General features: G+C 74.2%; 17 protein-coding genes. 10 read left to right on the forward strand and 7 right to left on the reverse strand.

The window, feature by feature from the left end; genetic code table 11:
- Positions 1-85: 85 nt before the first annotated feature.
- Complete coding sequence (locus tag IE237_RS23060; RefSeq protein ID WP_189803967.1) at positions 86-2,485, forward strand: hypothetical protein; 2,400 nt, start codon at positions 86-88, stop codon at positions 2,483-2,485.
- Here IE237_RS23060 and IE237_RS23065 read toward each other — a convergent pair.
- The 5 genes from IE237_RS23065 to IE237_RS23085 form a co-directional block, all read right to left on the reverse strand.
- Positions 2,455-4,860: a right-handed parallel beta-helix repeat-containing protein gene (locus IE237_RS23065; protein ID WP_189803968.1), complete on the reverse strand. Its 2,406-nt coding sequence runs from the start codon at positions 4,858-4,860 to the stop codon at positions 2,455-2,457. The genes IE237_RS23060 and IE237_RS23065 overlap by 31 nt on opposite strands.
- Before the next feature lie 214 nt (positions 4,861-5,074).
- Complete coding sequence (locus IE237_RS23070; protein ID WP_189803969.1) at positions 5,075-5,683, reverse strand: Rv1733c family protein; 609 nt, start codon at positions 5,681-5,683, stop codon at positions 5,075-5,077.
- Between the two features lie 91 nt (positions 5,684-5,774).
- The gene (locus tag IE237_RS23075; protein WP_189803970.1) at positions 5,775-6,599 is read right to left on the reverse strand and encodes an MOSC domain-containing protein; all 825 of its coding nucleotides are present in this window, start codon (positions 6,597-6,599) and stop codon (positions 5,775-5,777) included.
- Positions 6,600-6,653: 54 nt separating this feature from the next.
- A complete protein-coding gene (locus tag IE237_RS23080; protein WP_189803971.1) occupies positions 6,654-7,148 on the reverse strand; it encodes a DUF6643 family protein in 495 nt (164 codons plus the stop codon).
- Between the two features lie 373 nt (positions 7,149-7,521).
- Positions 7,522-8,700 carry a glycosyltransferase gene (locus IE237_RS23085; protein WP_189803972.1) on the reverse strand — a complete coding sequence of 393 codons (1,179 nt, stop codon included), beginning with the start codon at positions 8,698-8,700 and terminating at the stop codon, positions 7,522-7,524.
- A 58-nt stretch (positions 8,701-8,758) separates the two neighbouring features.
- Between IE237_RS23085 and IE237_RS23090 the strand changes: the two genes are divergently transcribed.
- The 7 genes from IE237_RS23090 (at position 8,759) to IE237_RS23120 (ending at position 15,829) form a co-directional block, all read left to right on the forward strand.
- Entirely contained in the window at positions 8,759-9,553 is a 795-nt protein-coding gene (locus tag IE237_RS23090; protein ID WP_189803973.1) for a glutamate racemase, read from the forward strand.
- A 137-nt stretch (positions 9,554-9,690) separates the two neighbouring features.
- A complete protein-coding gene (locus IE237_RS23095) occupies positions 9,691-10,263 on the forward strand; it encodes a hypothetical protein (protein ID WP_189803974.1) in 573 nt (190 codons plus the stop codon).
- A 99-nt stretch (positions 10,264-10,362) separates the two neighbouring features.
- Complete coding sequence (lnt, locus tag IE237_RS23100; protein WP_189803975.1) at positions 10,363-11,961, forward strand: apolipoprotein N-acyltransferase; 1,599 nt, start codon at positions 10,363-10,365, stop codon at positions 11,959-11,961.
- Positions 11,962-12,004: 43 nt separating this feature from the next.
- Positions 12,005-12,487, forward strand: coding sequence for an NUDIX hydrolase (locus tag IE237_RS23105; RefSeq protein ID WP_189803976.1), 483 nt, complete (start codon positions 12,005-12,007; stop codon positions 12,485-12,487).
- A gap of 55 nt (positions 12,488-12,542) precedes the next feature.
- Positions 12,543-13,382 (forward strand): 3-hydroxybutyrate dehydrogenase, encoded by an 840-nt coding sequence (locus tag IE237_RS23110; RefSeq protein WP_229842833.1) that lies wholly within the window; start codon positions 12,543-12,545, stop codon positions 13,380-13,382.
- 69 nt (positions 13,383-13,451) lie between these two features.
- Positions 13,452-15,344: a helix-turn-helix domain-containing protein gene (locus IE237_RS23115; RefSeq protein ID WP_189803977.1), complete on the forward strand. Its 1,893-nt coding sequence runs from the start codon at positions 13,452-13,454 to the stop codon at positions 15,342-15,344.
- A 317-nt stretch (positions 15,345-15,661) separates the two neighbouring features.
- Positions 15,662-15,829, forward strand: a complete 168-nt coding sequence (locus tag IE237_RS23120; RefSeq protein WP_189803978.1) for a hypothetical protein — start codon at positions 15,662-15,664, stop codon at positions 15,827-15,829.
- 73 nt (positions 15,830-15,902) lie between these two features.
- Here the strand turns inward: IE237_RS23120 and IE237_RS23125 are convergent, their stop codons facing one another.
- Positions 15,903-17,273 carry an MFS transporter gene (locus tag IE237_RS23125; protein ID WP_189803979.1) on the reverse strand — a complete coding sequence of 457 codons (1,371 nt, stop codon included), beginning with the start codon at positions 17,271-17,273 and terminating at the stop codon, positions 15,903-15,905.
- 204 nt (positions 17,274-17,477) lie between these two features.
- Between IE237_RS23125 and IE237_RS23130 the strand changes: the two genes are divergently transcribed.
- Positions 17,478-17,831 carry a hypothetical protein gene (locus IE237_RS23130; RefSeq protein WP_189803980.1) on the forward strand — a complete coding sequence of 118 codons (354 nt, stop codon included), beginning with the start codon at positions 17,478-17,480 and terminating at the stop codon, positions 17,829-17,831.
- The gene (locus IE237_RS23135) at positions 17,831-18,454 is read left to right on the forward strand and encodes a hypothetical protein (protein WP_189803981.1); all 624 of its coding nucleotides are present in this window, start codon (positions 17,831-17,833) and stop codon (positions 18,452-18,454) included. The genes IE237_RS23130 and IE237_RS23135 overlap by 1 nt, the downstream gene beginning before the upstream one ends.
- A 4-nt stretch (positions 18,455-18,458) precedes the next feature.
- On the opposite strand, the gene IE237_RS23140 is transcribed toward IE237_RS23135, so the two are convergent.
- Positions 18,459-19,613: a hypothetical protein gene (locus tag IE237_RS23140; RefSeq protein WP_189803982.1), complete on the reverse strand. Its 1,155-nt coding sequence runs from the start codon at positions 19,611-19,613 to the stop codon at positions 18,459-18,461.
- Between the last annotated feature and the right edge of the window lie 121 nt (positions 19,614-19,734).

Here is a 19,734-nt window from a genome sequence, read left to right on the forward strand (position 1 = left end):
CGTGAGAGTCCGTGCGCGGTCGCACGGCCTTCCGCGATCCTGTTGCCGACGTCGCATCTTCCCACTCTGAGAGGAAGTCCCCTCAGTGTCCCCTGCCACACCCGCCCCGGAGAGCGGGGGCGCGGCGCTCGAACTCCTCGTCCACGGAGTCGGCGGAGCCACCCCCCAGGACATGCTCGACGATCCCAGGACCGTGCGGGTCACCGGTGACCGGACCGCCGCCGTGTACCGGCGGGCCGAGGACCTCGACGCCGAGGCGCACCCCGAGCGGTACGAGGCCCGCCCCGTCCCGGAGGCGTACTGCTGGTCCAATCTGACCTCCGGCAACGGCGCCCGGGCCCTGTGGCTGCTGCTCCTGCCCTTCATGGTGGCCAATCTGGCGCACTGGATGCGGCCGCCCGCCCAGGGCCGGCCGGGGCTCGTGCGGCTCTACGGGGTCCTCGTCCGGCTCGTCGCCCTCACCCTCACCGTGCTCCTCACCGCCGCCGCCTGCGAGGTCGCGCTCGACCTGACGGCCTGGCAGTGCGCCGCCACCACCGCCTGCACCGACGCGTACTCCTGGCTCGGCTTCCTCTCCGCCGGGCGCGGCGGCTGGTGGTCCCCGCCGGGCCGCCGGCTCGCCCTCGCCGCCGTCGTGCCGGCCGCGCTCGTCGGGCTGCTCTGGTACCTCTCCAACCGGACCTGGAGCGCCTACGAGGCGCAGCGCCCGCCCACCGGGTACGACGCCCCCGTCCCCGACCCCCCGTCCGACACGGAGGCCGCGGACGCCGCCGACCCCGCCGGCCCCGTCGAGCTCCGCCCCGCGCTCGGCCGCCCGGGCTTCTGGTACGGCCGCCGGCTGGTCGCCCGCCTCAGGGCCGCCCACACCGCCGCCGGCTTCCTCACGGTCGCCGCCGCGCTCGTCACGGCGGCCGCCCGCCACGACGCCGGTGCCCCCGGCCTCCGCGTCGTCCTCGGCTGGGTCCTCCAGGCAGCCGTCGCCGTCCTCGCCGTCGTCGTGCTGTGGGTGGTCTGCCGGCGCGGCCGCAGCGAGCGCCGCCTCGACCTGCGCGTCGAACGGGCCCTCGTCACCTGGCTCCCCGCCGCCTCCCTCGTCCTGCTCGCGCTGACCGCCCTGTACGCCGGCTGGTCCCGCCCCGGCTGGACCTCCTCCGGAACCCTCCCCGGCGACGCGGCCTTCGGCGCCCTCACCCTGGCCCAGGGCGGGCTCGTCGTCGCCCTCGGCGTCGTCGCCCTGCTCCTCCAGCGGCCCCGCAGGGACCCCCGTACCGCACTGCGCGGACTCGGCGGGCCGGCCGTCGCCATGCTCGCCTGCGCACTCGCCGGGGTCATGTCCGGGGGAGTCGCGCAGCGCGTCGCGGACTGGCTCGACGGCCCCGCCACCCCCGGCATGGGCGACCACGGCGGCCCCAGGATCGGACCGCCCGTCCTGCTCAGCTGGCAGGCCTCGGTCATCCCCGTCCTGCTCCTGCTGCTCCTCGCCCCGGCCGCCCTCCTCGCCGTACGGACGGTCCTCGACGCCCGGCGCCTGCGCTCCTCCGTCGAGGCCGACTACGACGCCGCGGACGAGCGCGACCCGGTCCGCACCGGGCAGATCGCGACCGGCCGGGCCCGCGCCTCGCTCACCGACTCCGCCCCCGTCCTCGTCGGTGTCGTCTCCGGCGCGACCCTCCTCCTCGGGGCCGCGTCCGTCGCCGGCGCCTGGGCCAGCGGCAACGTCCCCGGCCGGGCCTTCGACGGGGCCCACCCGGCGATCGCCTCCCTCGCCTCCGCCACCCAGGCCCTCGGCTCCTGGATGATCGGCCTGGGCTTCCTGCTCTTCGTCACCTGGGGCCGCCGGGCCTACAAGGACGCCTCCGCCCGCCGCACCATCGGCATCCTCTGGGACGTCGGCACCTTCTGGCCCCGCGCCGCCCACCCCTTCGCCCCGCCGTGCTACGCCGAGCGCGCCGTCCCCGACCTCACCTGGCGGATGAGCTCCTGGACCCGCGGCACCGGCGGCCGGCTCGTGATCTCCGGCCACTCCCAGGGCAGCGTCCTCGCCGCGGCCGCCGTCTGGCAGCTGCGGCCCGCCACGCGGAGCCGGGTCGCCCTGCTCACCTACGGCTCCCCCCTGGAGCGGCTCTACGGCCGCTGGTTCCCCGCCTACTTCGGCCCCGAGGCGCTGAGCGGCCTGAACCGCACGGTGCACTGCTGGAGCAACCTGTACCGCGCCACCGACCCCATCGGAGGCCCCGTCCGGGTGCCCGCCGAGGACGGCCGCCCGGCCGTCGACGGCGCCGTGCTGCTCGACCCGGTCGCGTACGGCCGCACCCGCGAACACCCGCTGCCCGAACCGATCCTGGGTCACTCCGACTACCAGGCCGACCCGGCGTTCGCCCGGCACCGCGCGGCACTCCTCGACCGGCTCCCGCCCGCCCTTCCGCACCAGCGCGTTCCGGACGAGGCCGCGGATCAGGGGAGTTCGGGCAGATCCTCCGGGTAGAGCAGGGTCAGGTCGTCCGTGCTCGCCTCGGCGAGCTCGGCGACCCGGCCCGCGTGCCGTTCCACCATCGACTCGAAGGTCTGCCGCGCCGTGCGGCCGTTGCCGAACGCCGGGCCCTTGGGGAGCTTCTCGAAGTACGTGAGCAGCGCCTCGTCCGTGCCCGGGGAGAGCCGGTACTCGTGCTCGTCCGCCTGCTGGCCGACGATCCGCAGCAGTTCCTCCGGCTCGTAGTCCCCGAAGGTGATGGTCCGTGAGAAGCGCGAGGCCACGCCCGGATTGACCGTGAGGAAGCGCTCCATCTCCGCCGTGTACCCGGCGACGATGACCACCACGGCGTCCCGGTGGTCCTCCATCAGCTTCACGAGCGTGTCGATCGCCTCACGGCCGAAGTCCCGCCCCGAGTCCTCCGGCGACAGCGCGTACGCCTCGTCGACGAAGAGGACCCCGCCGCGCGCCCGGTCGAAGGCCTCCTGCGTGCGGATCGCCGTCGAGCCGATGTGCTCGCCGACCAGGTCCACCCGGGAGACCTCCACCAGGTGCCCGCGCTCCAGGACCCCGAGCGAGGCGAGGATCTCGCCGTACAGCCGGGCCACCGTCGTCTTGCCCGTGCCCGGGTTGCCCGTGAAGACCAGATGGCGGCGGACCGAGGCCGCCTTGAGGCCCGCCTCCTGGCGCCGGCGGCCCACCTCGATCATGTTGGTGAGGGTCCGCACCTCCAGCTTGACGCTCTCCAGGCCCACCAGCGCGTCCAGCTCGCCCAGTACGTCCTGCGAGGAACGGGTGTCCGGCGCGGGCTCCGGCGCGGCCGGGACGGCCACCGGGGGGCGCGGCGCGGGCACCGTGCCGAGCAGCCCCGCCGACTGCGTGGCCGTCAGGACCGTCCCGCCGTCGGGCACGGAGGAGCGGACCGCGCTCTCGTCGCTGGTGCAGTCCTCCGCGCTCGCGCCCTCCTCCGGGAACTCGTAACCGCCGCGCGCGCACCGCTCGGTACGGCACTTGCGGAGGATCGTCCGGCAGCCGTCCGTGACGTGGAAGCCGTACCCGCCGCTGCCCGTCACCCGGCAGCCGTGGAAGGAGCCCCGGCCCTCCGCCGACACGTAGAAGCCGGCCTCGGCGGGGGAGGTGACCACGCACCGGTCGATCGTGGGGTCGGCGCCCTTGGTGACGATGACCCCGGTCTGCACGGAGTCGATGGTGCAGCCGCCGAGGGTGCCGCCGCTGCCGTGGTCCCGGAACCAGGCGCCCGTGGAGGCCTCCCGGATCCGGCAGTCGTCGAGCTGGGCGGTGGCCCCGTCGCTCACCGACACCGCCGTGTTCCGCACCTGCGTCAGGTCGCTGTCGACGACGTCGACCCGTGAGCCCCGGTCGAGGACGAACAGCGCGTCGGGCACGTCGTGCACCCGGCAGGCGTCGAGGACGGCGGTCGCGCCGTCGCTCACCCACACCGCGGGGTAGTCGCCCGTACTGTCGTGGATCTCGCACTGGTTGGCGTCCACCCGCGTCCCCGGGTCCCACACCGACAGGCCGTTGCGCCCGAAGCGGCGGACCGTCGACCGGGTCAGCGTCAGGACCGAGCGCGAGCGCAGGTCGACCGCGTTCTCCGGGACGTCGTGGATGTCGCAGTCCGAGAGCGTGAGCACCGCGTCGGTGTCGAGGGTGATGCCGTCCGCCGAGGTGCGGTGCACCGAGGAGTCGGTGAGGTGGGCGGTGGCACGGGCCGCGATCTGCAGACCGGCGCCCTTGATCTCGTACACCTCGCAGCCGACGCCCTCCAGGGCGCTGCCCTCGCCGGTCACGGCGATCCCCGCGCCGGAGGCGTGGTGCACCCGGCAGCGTTCGAGGCGCGGATGCGCCCCGCCGCGCACCGAGACGCCCGCCTGCCCGGCGGAGACCACCTCGCACTCCTCGAAGACCCCGCCGGCACCGTCGAGCACGGCGATGCCGATGCCGGCCGGATTGTCGACCGTGCAGCGGCGGACCGTCGGCCGGGCGGCGCCCCGCACCTCGATGCCGGCGGCCGAACGCGTCATGATCCGCAGGTCGAGGAGTTCGGGCGTGCCGTCCTCGACGAGCAGCGCGGGTGCGGCGACGTCCTGCCCCTCGATGTGCAGGTCCTGCACGGTGACGGAGGCGCGGAGGGTCAGCGGCACCCCGTCCGGGGGCGCGATCCGCACCGAGCCGACCCCGCCCTCGGGGCCGCGCAGGGTGACGGCCCGCCGGATCACGAGGTTCTCCCGGTAGGTGCCGGGCGCGACGGTGAGGACGTCTCCGTCGCTCGCGGCCTCCAGGGCGGCGGCGAGAGAGGGGTACTCACCCGTGCGGCGCCGCCACCGCGATGTGCCGGTGTGCGTCACCTGGACCGTGCCCTGTGCCATGGGTGTGTCCTGCCCCCGCCTCATGCCTCGCCGCTGATCCGATGCCCCACCGTAGCGCGCGCGGCGCCACCGGGTTGACGGGTCGCCGACCCGCGCCCGTACGGGAAGCGGACCACCGCCCGGCACGCGTCACGGCCGGTCCGGGGCGGTCCGGACCGGTCGCGCTCGGTCGCCGACCGGTCGAACCCGAACGCGGTCCGGAGGAGTGCGGGGTTCAGCTTCCCGTGCCCGTACGGCCCCAGTCGGGACCCGCCGCCGCCCACGCCCGGTCGAGGCGCGCGTACCGCCGGAGCACCAGTCTGCGGACGGCGAGGCGCCGGACGAGCTCCACCATGAGGCCGGCGAGGAGCGCGGCCGTCGCCCCGGCGATGATCGCGTGCGCTCGCGCCGTCCCCGTCTGCATCGGCGGTCCCACCGGGCGCCCGTCCCGGTCCGTCCAGAGCCGGAAGGAGGAGCCCGGCGCGGAGTGCTGCCGGGCCGTCGCCACCGTCCCCGTACGGGCCGAGCCGTCCGGGGCGGTCCAGCGGGCCACGACGGAGCGCCGCAGCCGCTCCTCGCCCGCGGTCTCGACGGACCGGGGGCCGCTCACGGGGCCTTCGGCGAGCCGCACCACCCGGGCCGTCGTCGGCAGCCGCTGCTCCTGCTGCGCACGGACCGCGCGGGACAGCGAGCCGTAGGCCGAGGTACCGGCCGCCCAGCCGGTCAGGGGCACCGCGAGGCAGAGGAGCACGGCCGCCGCGAAGGCGACCCACGCCTCGACGAGATCAGTGGTCCGGCGCAGGGGATTGTGCCGCCAGCGCCAGAGTCCGGTGGCTGCGCGCACGTGTGGACCCCCTCGTTGTAGCCGCTCCTCCAACGAGTGTGCCCCGGGGGTGGGTTCCCCGCCTGTCGGGCCGTGAGTGTGACGCGCGTCCTCAGTCCAGGATCTTGACTTCGTCGCCGACCCGGACCGTGCCGGTGTGCTCGGGGACGAGGTTCTGGCCGAAGATGACCCGGCCGTCGCTCTTGCGGTGCCGGGCGAGGGTCCGCAGGGGTTCCTTGCCCCGCTCCGCGGTGAGCTGGTTCGTCGTGGTGACGACGCAGCGCCCGCAGGGCCTGGCGACCCGGAAGGTGACCTCTCCGACGGCGAGCCGCGTCCAGCCGTCCTCCGCCCAGGGGCCGGTGCCCTCGACGACCAGGTTCGGCCGGAACCGGTTCATCGGCAGCGGGCCCTCGTCGGCTTGGTCGCCCTGGGCGATCAGGGAGTTGAGGGCGTCGAGCGAGGCGGTGGTGGTGACGAGCAGGGGGTACCCGTCCGCGAAGCTGACGGTCTCGCCGGGCAGCGCGTAGTCGGGGTCGACCGGTCGCCTGCGCTCGGGGGCGTCCATGTGCACGAGCCGTACGTCGCTCTCCAGGTACGCCGAGAGCCAGGCGGCCGCGGCGGGGCCGGCCGGGACCGCCTCCACGGGCTTGTCGAAGATCTCCACCGTGATGGTGGTCGAGGGGTGCGGTACCTCGACCACCAGCGTGGGGTGTCCGGGTGCGGACAGGGAGACACCGCCGCCCGGCAGCGGCTCGGCCGTGGCCAACGCCATCCGGGGGTGACGGCGTTGGGTCACGACCTTGTTCGCGGCGTCGACGACGGTCCAGCGGCGGTCCCCGGCCAGCCCCCAGGGCTGCACCTCGGCCTCCGTGCGGGCCAGCGCGCGCATGGCTTTCACCGGGTGGACGTGGACGGAGCGGAGCAGAGGAGTCGGCATGCCCTCATCCTGCCAGCCGCCCCGGCCCCTCCGTCGGCCGGTGTGCGAAGCCGGTCAGTAACCTCCGCCCTGGTAGGGGCGGTTGTACGGGTCGTCGTACGGCGCGGGGGCCGGGACCGGTGCGGGCCGGGGGGCCGCCGGGCGCATCGCCTCGTAACCGGCGGCGGCCGGGCGGGGCTGCTGCGGGTACGGGTTGCCCGGGTAGCCGCGCGGGGCCACCTGCTGCTGCGGGATGTACGGGGTCGGGGCGTGCTGCAGCGGGACGGGGGCCATCTGCGGCGAGGGCTGGGGGTAGCCGTAGCCGCCGTTGTAGGCGGGGGCGGGCTGCGGGCTGGGCGCCGCCGGGAGGGCGGGCAGTGCCGCGGGGAGCGCCGGCAGGTAGGAGCCGCTCACGGGGAAGCTGCTGCCGGTGTCGTAGGCGGCGGGCACTCGGATCGGGGCGATCTGAGGCGTGCCCCGCTCCGCGACCAGGGAGTCGTAGATCGGGGTGTCCGGGAAGGACGGCGCGGTGTGGTAACCGCCTCCATAGGTGGAGCGGGGGGAGGTCATGGCACATAAGTTAAGCCCACGATGTGCTGGTTGGGGAGCCCGATTAGCGGGTTGTTTGACGGGCTTCGTGAAGTGATGGATCCCCAATGCGAGCGAACGTGACAAAAACGGGCGGCGCTCCGAGCCAAGATCGTGTAAACGCCGAGTTCGGAGGGGGTTACCGGCGGGTCGGGGCCCCTCGCGGCCGATGCGTACCCCCGGCATGAAGAACGCATAAAGAAAAGGTGCCGGGAAGGCGTGGAGGAAGTGATCATGGGCATGATTAAGCGTCAATCCCGCGATGCCCGAGGCGATGTGTACACGCCGAATTGACGGCGCTACTCCCCGTGTCGGAAAAGCCAATTCGGTGAAGGGGGCACGGAAGCCGGGGCGTTCAACGGTCGGGCGCCGCCTCCGGGCGCGCGTACGTCCGGCCCTTCCACGCCGCCCCCCGTCCCCGGTGATGACGGACCGCCGAGTCCACCGTCATCAGGAGATAGAGGAACGCGGTGAACGGCAGCAGCGGGGCGAGCCACAGCGGCTGCCGGTAGTGGCGGAGCATCGGCACGTACGTCCCCGTCATCACCGCCCACGCGACACCGCCCGCCCAGGCCGCCACCGCGTCCCCGCCCCAGACGCCCGCCACCAGGGCCACCGGCGGCACCAGATAGACGAGGACCAGACCCGCAACCGTCCCCACGAGCAGCAGCGGACTGTGCCGCAGCTGCGCGTACGCGCTCCGCGCGACCATCCGCCACAGCTCGCCGAGCCCCGGATACGGGCGGACGCTGTCGACCCGCTCCGCGAGCCCCAGCCAGATCCGCCCCCCGGCCCGCCGCACCGCCCGCGCGAGCGACACGTCGTCGATCACCGCCTGCCGGATCACCTCCGGCACGTCCGCGGCCACCGCCGTCTCCGTCCGTAGCAGCACACACCCGCCCGCGGCGGCCGTCGCCAGGGGCCGCGCCCGGTTGATCCAGCGGAAGGGGTAGAGCTGGGCGAAGAAGTAGACGAACGCCGGAACGACCAGACGCTCCCACAGGCTCGCGACCCGGAGCCGGGCCATCTGCGACACCAGGTCCAGGTCGTGGTCCACCGCCGCAGCCACCAGCCGCCGCAGACTGTCCGGCTCGTGTGCGATGTCCGCGTCCGTCAGGAGCAGGAACTCCGGTCCACGCGCGCGTGCCAGCGCCATGCCGTGCCGCAGCGCCCACAGCTTCCCCGTCCAGCCAGGCTCCGGCTCGCCCGGCGACACGACGGTCAGCCGCAGCCCGCCGTACCGGCCCGACAGCTCGACGGCCAGCCTCCCCGTACCGTCCGTACTCCCGTCGTCGACGAGGAACACCTCCGCATCCCCCGGATAGTCCTGCGCGAGCAGCGACGGCAGGCTCAGCGGCAGCACCTCGGCCTCGTCCCGCGCCGGGACCACGACGGCGACCCTCGGCCACGCGTCGGGCGGTGTCCGTCGCGGCGGCGGCAGCCGCTGATCGGTGCGCCAGAAGAAGCCCTGGCCGAGGAGCAGCCAGATCCACGCGGCCAAGGAGGCGATCGAGAGCCAGGCGAGGGTGCTCATTCGCGGCAGTCTGCCCCAGATCGCGGGGGACGAACGGCTCATCGGCTAGGGTGACCGGGTGAAGATCGCGCTCATGGACTCCGGAATCGGCCTCCTCCCGGCGGCGGCCGCGGTGCGGCGGCTCCGGCCGGACGCGGACATCCTCCTCTCCAACGACCCCGACGGAATGCCGTGGGGCCCGCGCACCCCCGAGGACCTGACCGGGCGCGCCCTCGACGTCGCCCTCGCCGCCGCCGAGCACCGCCCGCAGGCGCTCATCGTGGCCTGCAACACCGCGACCGTGCACGCCCTGCCCGCCCTGCGCGCCGCCCTCGAACCCGCCATCCCCGTCATCGGCACCGTGCCCGCGATCAAGCCCGCCGCCGCGGCCGGCGGCAAGGTCGCCATCTGGGCCACCCCCGCCACGACCGGCAGCGCCTACCAGCGCGGACTCATCCGCGACTTCGCCGACGGCGCCGAGGTCACCGAGGTGCCCTGCCCGGGCCTCGCCGACGCCGTGGAGCACGTCGACCGGGACGCCGTGGACGCGGCCGTGGACGCCGCCGCCGCCCTCACCCCGCCCGACGTCCGCGCCGTCGTCCTCGGCTGCACCCACTACGAACTGGTCGAGGAGCGGATCCTCGCCGCCCTGGAGGCACGCCGCCGCGCCGGACTGCCGCCGATCGTCTTCCACGGCTCCGCCGACGCCGTCGTCGCACAGGCCCTGCGCCGGATCGGCGCCGAACCCGCGCCCGACGCGGACCCCACCGGCACCCTCTCCGTCCTGCTCAGCGGACGGCCCGGACAGCTCCCCGCCACCGCCCTCGGCTACGCCGAGGGGCGGGCCCTGGCGACCACGGCCGCCGCGCGCTGATCCCCGAACCGGGGCCGAATTTCGAGCGTCACCCTGCGACCGCGCGCCGAGCCCCCGAACAGGGGCGGATCACCGAGCGTCACCCCGCGACCGCTCTCCGGGGCGCCGACCCGGACGAACCTGGGTACGCTCCCCTTATGAGGGAGCATTCCCGGAACTCGACCCCACGCGCCGACGAGCCCGCACCCGCCGTCTGGACCGGCCGTGCCACCAACCGGTTCCAATGGGTCGCGGCCGTCGCAGGAGCAGCCTTCATGGCCCTGGGCATCACGCTCGCCGTCGAGTCCCCGTGGACCTCCGGCATCGCCGCCCTCCTCATGGCCGTGATCGGCTGCGTCGCGGCCGGACTCCTCGTCCTCTTCGGCACCCTCGCCTTCGTCCACGTCGCCGTGAAGGTCGACGACCGCGCCATGGAGGTCCGCTGCGGCCACATGGGCGTGCCGCGCCGCCGCATCCTCCTCACCCAGGTCGTCGGCGCCGACTTCGCACCCAGCGTCACCCCGCGCCAGTGGGGCGGCTGGGGCTACCGCTGGCGGCCCGAGAAGGGCACGGCCGTGATCGTCCGGCGCGGCGAGGGCCTGGTCCTGCGGCTCGGCGACGGCCTCACCTTCACGGTCACCGTCGACGACGCCGAGTCCGCGGTCCGCGTCATCCGCGCCCGCCTCCGCGACACCGCCCCGCCGGTGCCCCCCGCCGCGACCGGCGTCTGACCGGCCGGACGCGACAGCCCGTACGACCTCCCGGGAGCCGCTCCGCGCCGGGCCGCACCTCCGCCGCCGCCCACAGGGGCGGCACGTAGACTCCCCAAGGTGAGCGCCACCATCACCCCCGTCGACGCGTCCGGACCCGACACCGCACCCACGCCGGCCTCCCGGCTGCGCCGGTTCGTACGGCCCGGGGCGGCACTGCTGTCCGGCTTCCTGCTCTACCTGAGCTTCCCGCCGCGCCCCCTGTGGTGGCTCGCGCTGCCCGCCTTCGCCCTGCTCGGCTGGACCCTGCGGGGCCGCCGTCTCCGGGCCGGCTTCGGCCTCGGCTACCTCGCCGGCCTCGGCTTCCTGCTGCCGCTCCTCGTGTGGACCGGCGAGGAGGTCGGCGCCGGCCCCTGGCTCGCCCTCGCCGCGGTCGAGGCGCTCTTCGTGGGCGCCGCGGGCCTCGGTATCGCGGCCGTCTCCCGGCTTCCCTGGTGGCCGTTCTTCGCCGCCGGGGTGTGGATCCTCGCGGAGGGGGCACGCGCGCGCGTGCCCTTCGGCGGCTTCCCGTGGGGCAAGGTCGCCTTCGGGCAGGCGGACGGCTTCTTCCTGCCGCTCGCCGCCGTCGGCGGCACCCCCGTGCTCGGCTTCGCCGTCGCCCTCTGCGGCTTCGGCCTGTACGAGGCGTACCGGCGGTTCCGCGCGTACCGCGCCACCGGCACCGTCCCGCGCGGCCCGCTCGCCGCCGCGGCGCTCTCCATCCTCGTCCCGGTCACCGGCGCCCTCGCCGCCCTGCCCCTCGTCGACGACTCCGCCGAGGACGGCACCGCCACCGTGGCCGCCGTGCAGGGCAACGTGCCCCGCCTGGGCCTCGACTTCAACGCCCAGCGCCGGGCCGTCCTCGACAACCACGCGGCCCGCACCCGAGAGCTCGCCCGGGCCGTCGAGGAGGGCCGCGAGCCGCAGCCCGACTTCGTGCTGTGGCCGGAGAACTCCTCCGACATCGACCCGTACGCGAACGCCGACGCCGCCGACGTCATCGACGCCGCCGTCAGGGCGATCGGCGTGCCCACCGTGATCGGCGCCGTCGTCACCCCCGAGACCGGCAAGCTCCGCAACACCCTCATCGAGTGGGACCCCGAGCGCGGCCCCGTCGCCACCTACGACAAGCGGCACGTCCAGCCCTTCGGCGAGTACATCCCGATGCGCTCCTTCGTACGGATCTTCAACAGCAACGTCGACCGGGTCAGCCGCGACTTCGGCGCCGGCACGAAGGTCGGCGTCTTCGACCTCGCCGGCACCAAGGTCGGCCTCGCGACCTGCTACGAGGCGGCCTTCGACTGGGCCGTGCGCGACACCGTCACCCACGGCGCCCAGCTGATCTCCGTGCCCAGCAACAACGCCACCTTCGGCCGCAGCGAGATGACCTACCAGCAGCTCGCGATGAGCCGGGTGCGCGCGGTCGAGCACAGCCGGTCGGTCGTCGTGCCCGTCACCAGCGGGGTGAGCGCGATCATCCGCCCCGACGGCGAGATCGTCGCGCAGACGAAGATGTTCACCCCGGACGTCCTCGTCGAGAAGGTGCCGCTGCGCTCCTCGCAGACCCCCGCGACCCGCCTGGGCACCCTGCCCGAGGCCCTGCTCGCGGCGCTCGCGGCGGCCGGCCTCGGCTGGGCCGGCGCCCGCGCGCTGCGCGCCCGCCGGACCCCGGGGGCCTGAGCGGGGACCCGGCCCCGTCCCGTAGATGATCTAGGGTCGGGGCATGGGTACTCCTGACTTCATCCGCGAACTGCGCAAGACGGCCGGGCACCAGCTGCTCTTCCTGCCGGGCGTCAGCGCCGTCGTCTTCGACGACCGGGGCCGGGTCCTGCTCGGCAAGAGGGCGGACAACGGCCTCTGGGCGGTCGTCGGCGGCATCGTCGACCCGGGGGAGCAGCCCGCCGACGCCGTGGTGCGCGAGGTGCACGAGGAGACCGCCGTGCGCTGCGTGCCCGAGCGGATCCTGCTCGTGGAGACCCTGCGCAAGCCCGTCGTCTACCCCAACGGCGACACCTGCCAGTACATGGACGTCGCGTTCCGCTGCCGGGCGGTCGGGGGCGAGGCGCGGGTCAACGACGACGAGTCGACCGAGGTCGGCTGGTTCGAGGTGGACGCGCTGCCCGAGATGAAGCGCTTCTCGTACCTGCGGATCGAGAAGGCCCTGGCCGACGAACCCACATGGTTCCGCACCACAGCAACCGGCTGAACTATGGGCCCGGCGCACATCGGTGGGGGAGGGGCCCGTTCATAGGGTGCGGAGCATGAGCGCACCCATCACCGTCCCCGGCACCGAGCCCGGTGCGGACGTCGCCTCGCCCCTGCCCCGCGCCGCGGGCCTCGCCCTCGACCTCACCGGCCGCACCGCGCTCGTCACCGGCGCGGCCGGCGGCATCGGGCGGGCCTGCGCGCTGCGGCTCGCCGCCGCCGGGGCCCGGGTCAGAGCCGTCGACCGGGCCGCCGAGGGCCTGGAGACGCTGGCCGAGGAGGCCGGAGCGCTCCCCGGCAGCCTCGAACCGCGCCTCCTCGACCTGACCGACCTGGACGCGGCCGAGGCGGTGGCAGCCGGCACCGACATCCTCGTCAACAACGCCGGGCTCCAGCTGGTCCGCCCCATCGAGGAGTTCCCGCCGGACGTCTTCCACACCGTGCTCACCGTGATGCTGGAGGCGCCGTTCCGGCTCATCCGGGGCGCCCTGCCCCACATGTACGGCCAGGGCTGGGGGCGGATCGTGAACCTCTCCTCCGTCCACGGACTGCGCGCCTCCGCCTTCAAGTCCGCCTATGTGGCCGCCAAACACGGTCTGGAGGGGCTCTCCAAGACCGCCGCCCTCGAAGGCGCGCCGCACGGAGTCACCTCCAACTGCGTCAACCCCGGCTACGTCCGTACCCCGCTCGTCGAACGGCAGATCGCCGACCAGGCCGCCGCCCACGGCATCCCGCCCGAGCGCGTCCTCGCCGAGGTCCTCCTCAAGGACTCGGCGCTCAAGCGGCTCATCGAGCCGGAGGAGGTCGCCGAGGCCGTCCTCTACCTCTGCACCCCGCAGGCCTCGTTCATGACCGGCACCTCCCTCACCCTCGACGGCGGCTGGACCGCCCACTGAGGCAGCCCTCCCGCGCGGCTCGTCCACAGGGGTGGTGCGACCACACGTACGGCAGGTATCCCTGTGTCCATGTCCCACGAACACGTCTCCTACCTGGAACTCCTCGCCCGGGGAGCGGCGACGGAGGCCTACGACCGGCCCGTGCTGCTCGCCCGCGCGAGCGGCGCGGGCCCCGAGGCGCTGGCCGACCTCGAAGAGGCCAAGCAGCTCGCGCTGCGGGTCCGGGCCGAGCTGGAGGGGCGGCGGCGCCGCGAGGCGGAGCTCTCCGCCCTCTTCGCCACCGCCCACGACCTCGCGGGACTCCGCGACCTCGACGCGGTCCTGCGCGCGATCGTCCAGCGCGCCCGCTCGCTCCTCGGCACCGAGGTCGCCTACCTCAGCCTCAACGACCCGACGGCCGGCGACACGTACATGCGGGTCACCGAGGGCTCCGTCTCCGCCCGCTTCCAGCAGCTGCGGCTGGGCATGGGCGAGGGGCTCGGCGGGCTGGTCGCCCAGACCGCCCGCCCGTACGTCACCGACGACTACTTCCACGACGCGCGCTTCCAGCACACCCGCACCATCGACACGGCCGTACGGGACGAGGGCCTCGTCGCCATCCTCGGGGTGCCGCTCAGCCTCGGCAGCCAGGTCATCGGCGTGCTGTTCGCCGCGGACCGCAGGGCCAGGGTCTTCGAGCGCGAGCAGGTCGCGCTGCTCGGCTCCTTCGCCGCGCACGCCGCCGTCGCCATCGACACCGCCAACCTGCTCGCCGAGACCCGCTCGGCCCTCGCCGAGCTGGAACGCGCCAACGACATCATCCGCGAGCACAGCGCTGTCATCGAGCGGGCCTCGGAGGTCCACGACCGGCTCTCCGAGCTCGTCCTGCACGGCGGTGGCGTCCACGACGTGGCCCACGCCGTCTCCGAGGTCCTCGGCGGAACCGTCGCGTTCACCGAGGAGGGCGCCGGCTCCGCCCGCCGCGCCGGGGGCCACGCGGTCCGCGAGGGCGACGACTGGGTGGCCGCCGTGTCCGCCGGCGGCGAGACGCTGGGCGCGCTCGTCCTGCACGGGCAGCCCGACCTCGACCCGGTCGACCAGCGGACCCTGGAGCGGGCCGCCCTGGTGACCTCCCTGCTGCTGCTCGCCCGCCGCTCCGCGGGCGAGGCCGAGCAGCGGGTGCGCGGCGAGCTCCTCGACGACCTCCTCGACGCTCCCGACCGGGACCGTCGCCTGCTGCGCGAGCGCGCCGCCCGCCTCCGTACCGACAGCGAGGCCCCGCACGTCGTGCTCGCCGCCCGGATCGACCGGGCCGCCGGGGGCGCCGCCGACTCCGACGCCGGCCGCCGCGAGAGCGCCGACCGCCAGCGCCTGTGGTCGGCCGCCTCGCACCTGGCCGCCACCCGTCACGGTCTCGCCTCGGCACGTGACGGCGGTACGGTCCTGCTGCTGCCGCTCGGCCCGGGGGAGAGCGCCGCCGATCTGGCCCGCCAGACCGCCAGGACCCTCGGCGGGACCCTGCGCGAGCCGGTCACCGTCGGTGCCTCCGCGCCCGTACGGACGTTCCTCGACCGGCCGGACCAGGTGGCTGTCGCGTACGAGGAGGCCCGCCGCTGCCTGGACGCGCTCGTCCTGCTGCACCGCTCGGGCCAGGGCGCGGCCGCCGAGGACCTCGGCTTCCTCGGCCTTCTGCTCGCCGACGGGCGGGACATCGACGGCTTCGTGGGCCGGACGATCGGTCAGGTCGTCGACTACGACCGGCGGCGCGGCACGGAGCTGGTCCGCACCCTGGACGCCTACTTCGCCGGCGGCATGAGCCCGGCCCGCACCAAGGACGCGCTGCACGTCCACGTGAACACGGTGGCCCAGCGTCTGGAGCGCGTCGGCCGGCTCCTCGGCCCCGACTGGCAGTCCCCGGCGAGGGCCCTGGAGATCCAGCTGGCCCTGCGGCTGCACGCGATGTCGGCGGCCGTCGCCCGCTGAACGGCGGGGACGTGCCGCGCCGGTGGGATCCAGCCAATGAGTTGGCGGCTTGACTGCGTTTCATGGCAGCCGAATTGACGAGCAGTTAGCCTGGCCGCAGAGAGTGACACGTCTGTTCGGAGGTCTCATTGGCTGCCTCGCTCGCAGCGTGGCCCCGGCCCGCCGGCTTATGCCGGACGCGCTGACCGGTCCACACCATGGAGCACACCCACCGCGGTGAGGTGTGCCCCTGCCCGAGCGAACAACAAGTCAATGGAGGCACCGTCGTGTCGGCTCATGCCACTCAGTCGAACATCTGCAGGCATCCCGGACGTGACGTGGCGATCGTCGCCCTGTCCGCCGTCGTCGTGGCCCTCGTCGCCGTCGTCGTCGTCATGGCGGTGAACGGCGGCCCCCTGGCCATCCTCGGAGCGGGTGGCACCAGCCTGGCCGCGAGCTTCACCGTGGGCATGGGCGTCCTACAACACCTCAAGCCCGGCAGCTAGACACCGCCGACGCCGAGGGGCCCCTCCGCCCGGTGGACGGAGAGGCCGCTCGGTGTCGGTGTCGGGGCTCAGGTCAGACGTCGGCGCGGACCGGGGCGGCGGCCTGCGGGGCGTCCTCGGCGACCTCGGACAGGTCGCGCTCGCGGGTCTCGCGGGCGCAGGCGAGGGCGACGACGGTGAGCACCGCGGCGGCGATCACGTACAGGGCGATCGGGGTCGAGGAGCCGTGGTCGGCGAGGAGCGCGGTCGCGATGAGCGGCGCGGGGGCTCCGGCGGCCACGGAGGAGAACTGGGCGCCGATGGAGGCGCCGGAGTAGCGCATCCGCGTCGCGAACATCTCGGAGAAGAAGGCCGCCTGGGGCGCGTACATCGCCCCGTGCAGCACGAGACCGACCGTGACGGCGAGCAGCAGGGAGCCGAAGCCGCCCCGGTCGATCAGCAGGAAGAACGGGAACATCCAGGCACCGACGCCGACGGCGCCGATCAGGTAGACCGGGCGGCGGCCGATCCGGTCCGAGAGCGCGCCCCAGGCGGGGATGACGGCGAAGTGGACGGCGGAGGCGATGAGGACGGCGTTCAGGGCGGTCTGTTTGGTCAGCCCGACCTGGGTGGTCGCGTACACGAGGATGAACGCGGTGATCACGTAGTACGAGATGTTCTCCGCCATGCGGGCGCCCATCGCGATCAGCACGTCCCGCCAGTGGTGCTTCAGGACCGCGACCAGCGGCATCTTCTCGACCTGCCCGGCGACCGCCTTGCGCTCCTCCGCGGCGGCGAGCGCCGCCTTGAAGACGGGCGACTCGTCGACCGAGAGCCGGATCCACAGGCCGACGATCACCAGGACGCCGGAGAGCAGGAACGGCACGCGCCAGCCCCAGGAGAGGAAGGCGGCGTCGGAGAGCAGCGCGGTCAGCGCGGACAGCACGCCGGTCGCGAGCAGCTGTCCGGCCGGCGCCCCGGTCTGCGGCCAGGACGCCCAGAACCCGCGCCGCTTCGCGTCCCCGTGCTCGGACACGAGCAGGACGGCCCCGCCCCACTCGCCGCCGAGCGCGAAGCCCTGGACGAGGCGCAGCACCGTGAGCAGCACCGGAGCGGCGGACCCGACGGCGGCGTGCGTCGGCAGCAGCCCGATCGCGAACGTCGCCCCGCCCATCATCAGCAGGCTCAGGACCAGCAGCTTCTTCCGCCCGAGCCGGTCCCCGTAGTGCCCGAAGACGAGCGCGCCGAGCGGTCGCGCGGCGAATCCGACCGCGTACGTCAGGAACGACAGCAGCGTCCCGACCAGGGGATCGGACTCGGGGAAGAACAGCTTGTTGAACACCAGCGCGGCGGCCGACCCGTAGAGGAAGAAGTCGTACCACTCGATGGTGGTGCCGATGAGACTCGCGGCGACGATGCGCTTGAGGGAACCGGGGGGTGTGGGAGCGGTTGTTGCGGCGGCCATGTGCACCACTTCCAGGCTGGTACGGGGACGTATCGGTGTCGCCACACCGTAGGAAGACGCAGGTCAGGGGCGTATGTGGTGGGACCCCATAGTTCGGGCTACGCGCATGCGCGGGGGCACCATGTCAGACCGCCGAGGCATGCCTCCGTCGCCGGAATTCCTCGGCAGGCGTTAGGTTGGCGGCACCGGACACGAGGGGGACGAGTGACGGACCAACAGCCGCTGTACCGCGCGGAGTCGGACCCGGACTGGAACACGGTCGCAGCCGGCACCGCGCGTGTCACCCTGCATCCGGACGAGAGCGCCCCCGAGGTCATCGTCGTCAGCGGTCCCTGCCCGCGCTGCCACCACGAGACCGTGCACGCCGAGCCGCTGATCACGTACGCCAACGCCCTCGACGGTTCCGGTCTGCTCGCCCGTCTCCTGCTCCGCCGGGCCGCCGCGACCGGCTCGCGCGACGTCGAGGTCATCTGCGCCTGTACCGCCACCCACCCCGAGGCCGGCGAGCGCAGCGGATGCGGGGCCTCCTGGGTCCTGCACGTCGAGTGGGGTGTCTGATGGCGGTCCGCGTCACGGCCGGCGCGCCCAGCACGCCGGCCAGTCGGTCACGGGCCGACGCGTCCCGCGGCCTCCTGGCGGGCGAGCTGGCCAGGGTCCGCGCCCAGGCCGAGAACTGGCGCAACGGCCTGGCGGCCCTGCTCGGCCTGCTGACCGCGGTCGGGATCGTCAAGGGTCCCGACACCCTGCAGGGGCTGTCGGGCGGGGCGCGCGGGGCGGTGGGACTGCTCCTGCTGGGGGGACTCCTGCTCGCCGCGGGCGGGGCCTTCTTCGCCATGCGCGCCGCCTTCGGGCTGCCGAGGCGGCGCGTCGCCGACGCCTCGCTCGAAGAGCTGCTCACCCGGGAGCGGCTGACCGTGCGCCGCGCCGTCCGGGACCTGCGGCGGGCCATCGCCGCCGGGTTCCTGGCGCTGGCCGTGGTCACCGCGGGCATCGGTCTGACCTGGTACGGCCCCCGGCCCGGGGAGCCGGGGGTGCAGATCGTGCTGACCGACGGGAGCGCGCTGTGCGGCACGCTTGTCGGGATGGACGCGAAGGGCCTGCGGATACGCGTCAAGGAGGTGGAGCGGAGGGTGCCGTCCGGGCGGGTCGGCTCCGCGAAGTCGGTGCCTAGCTGCCCCTAGCCGGCTAGCGGTTGGCCGTCCAGCGGGCGTCGGGGACGGCGCCCTGCCGGTGGAGTTCGGTGATCACGGGCGCGGTCTGCTCCCAGAGGACGTCCACGATCTCCTGGATCGCCGCGCCCAGCTGAAGGAGCGGTGCCGCGTCCTCGCCCAGCTGCTGCTTGGCGTGCTCGCGCACGATGTGGCGTCGGAGGCCGGTCGGCGGATGGGTCGAGGGCCCGGGGCGCGGATCGTCCCCGCCGGTCATCAGCAGGAGCACGGCCCGCTCCAGGACCTCGCAGGCGGAGAAGAACAGCTCGACGCCCGCGTGGGGAAGCGACGGGCCGAATCTCTCGCTCATCGCCATCAGGCACAGGTTCCAGCCGATGAGGTCGGCCACGCCCTCCTGCTCCCACATCCAGGCGACCTCGGTGACGTCGGCGTCTTCTGTCCCCAGCATGCGCCGCGGGGTCCTCCGGTCGGCCACGTGCTCCTCCATGACGTGGCCGTACTCGTGGCCGAGGACGAAGAGTTCCATCCCGTCCCGGAGGATGGCGCCCATCACCCGGACGATCTGCGACGGGATGTACGGGCGCGCCCGGCTCGGCCGGCCGTGCAGGAGATAGGCGAGTACGACGTCGCGGAAGCGGTGGACGGCCTCCGGTGAGTCCCGCAGATGACGACGGACCTGGTCGGTGTCCACCGAGAACGCGACCCCTTCGGCGGCGCTCCCCTCGTACGGCATCGCCAGGGCCACGGCCTTGCTGAACAGGTTGGCGAAGTTGAAGAGCTCGTTCTCGAAGACCACGAGGTGAGCCTGCGAGTCGGGGGCGAGGAGCGTCACGGCGTTGATCTCGCCGGTGGCCAGCATGCCGAGCGCGGGACGGGTGAAGGAGTCGGGGGGAAAGGACTTCTCCAGGCGATCCGCCAGCGAGTGGATCATCGAGTATCCCCATAAGGGTTCGTCGGGCCCGCACGGCGGCCAGTGTTCCTGGGGTGTCGTCCCCAACTCGACGGCCCGCTGAAGCACGTCCTCCGGCACGTCGGGCATCTGCCTCCCGGTCTCGAGGAGGCGCTCCTTCCAGTCCGAATTCTCCGCGAGGTGCTCCAGGCCGGTCGCCCGGGCCACCTGGGCCTGCAACTCCCACAGAAAGGCCCGCGCCTTCTCCGTCTCCGACGTCATCCCGCCGTCCCCCGTCCTTCTCGCCTCCCGCCAGTCTGGCGGCGGCCGGGCGGCGACGTCAGCGGAATCGGCACAGAGCCGGCACCGCACCGGCCGGACGACGCGGAACAGCCCACTCTGG

This window comes from Streptomyces tanashiensis (genome assembly GCF_014648895.1).
Classification (GTDB): Bacteria; Actinomycetota; Actinomycetes; order Streptomycetales; family Streptomycetaceae; genus Streptomyces; species Streptomyces tanashiensis.

Bases quoted from the DNA above. Each gene is read 5' to 3' on its own strand.
- IE237_RS23065 (WP_189803968.1), bottom strand. From the start codon at position 4,860: ATGGCACAGGGCACGGTCCAGGTGACGCACACCGGCACATCGCGGTGG.
- IE237_RS23075 (WP_189803970.1), bottom strand. From the start codon at position 6,599: ATGCCGACTCCTCTGCTCCGCTCCGTCCACGTCCACCCGGTGAAAGCC.
- IE237_RS23080 (WP_189803971.1), bottom strand. From the start codon at position 7,148: ATGACCTCCCCCCGCTCCACCTATGGAGGCGGTTACCACACCGCGCCG.
- IE237_RS23085 (WP_189803972.1), bottom strand. From the start codon at position 8,700: ATGAGCACCCTCGCCTGGCTCTCGATCGCCTCCTTGGCCGCGTGGATC.
- IE237_RS23095 (WP_189803974.1), top strand. From the start codon at position 9,691: ATGAGGGAGCATTCCCGGAACTCGACCCCACGCGCCGACGAGCCCGCA.
- IE237_RS23105 (WP_189803976.1), top strand. From the start codon at position 12,005: ATGGGTACTCCTGACTTCATCCGCGAACTGCGCAAGACGGCCGGGCAC.
- IE237_RS23110 (WP_229842833.1), top strand. From the start codon at position 12,543: ATGAGCGCACCCATCACCGTCCCCGGCACCGAGCCCGGTGCGGACGTC.
- IE237_RS23115 (WP_189803977.1), top strand. From the start codon at position 13,452: ATGTCCCACGAACACGTCTCCTACCTGGAACTCCTCGCCCGGGGAGCG.
- IE237_RS23125 (WP_189803979.1), bottom strand. From the start codon at position 17,273: ATGGCCGCCGCAACAACCGCTCCCACACCCCCCGGTTCCCTCAAGCGC.
- IE237_RS23135 (WP_189803981.1), top strand. From the start codon at position 17,831: ATGGCGGTCCGCGTCACGGCCGGCGCGCCCAGCACGCCGGCCAGTCGG.
- IE237_RS23140 (WP_189803982.1), bottom strand. From the start codon at position 19,613: ATGACGTCGGAGACGGAGAAGGCGCGGGCCTTTCTGTGGGAGTTGCAG.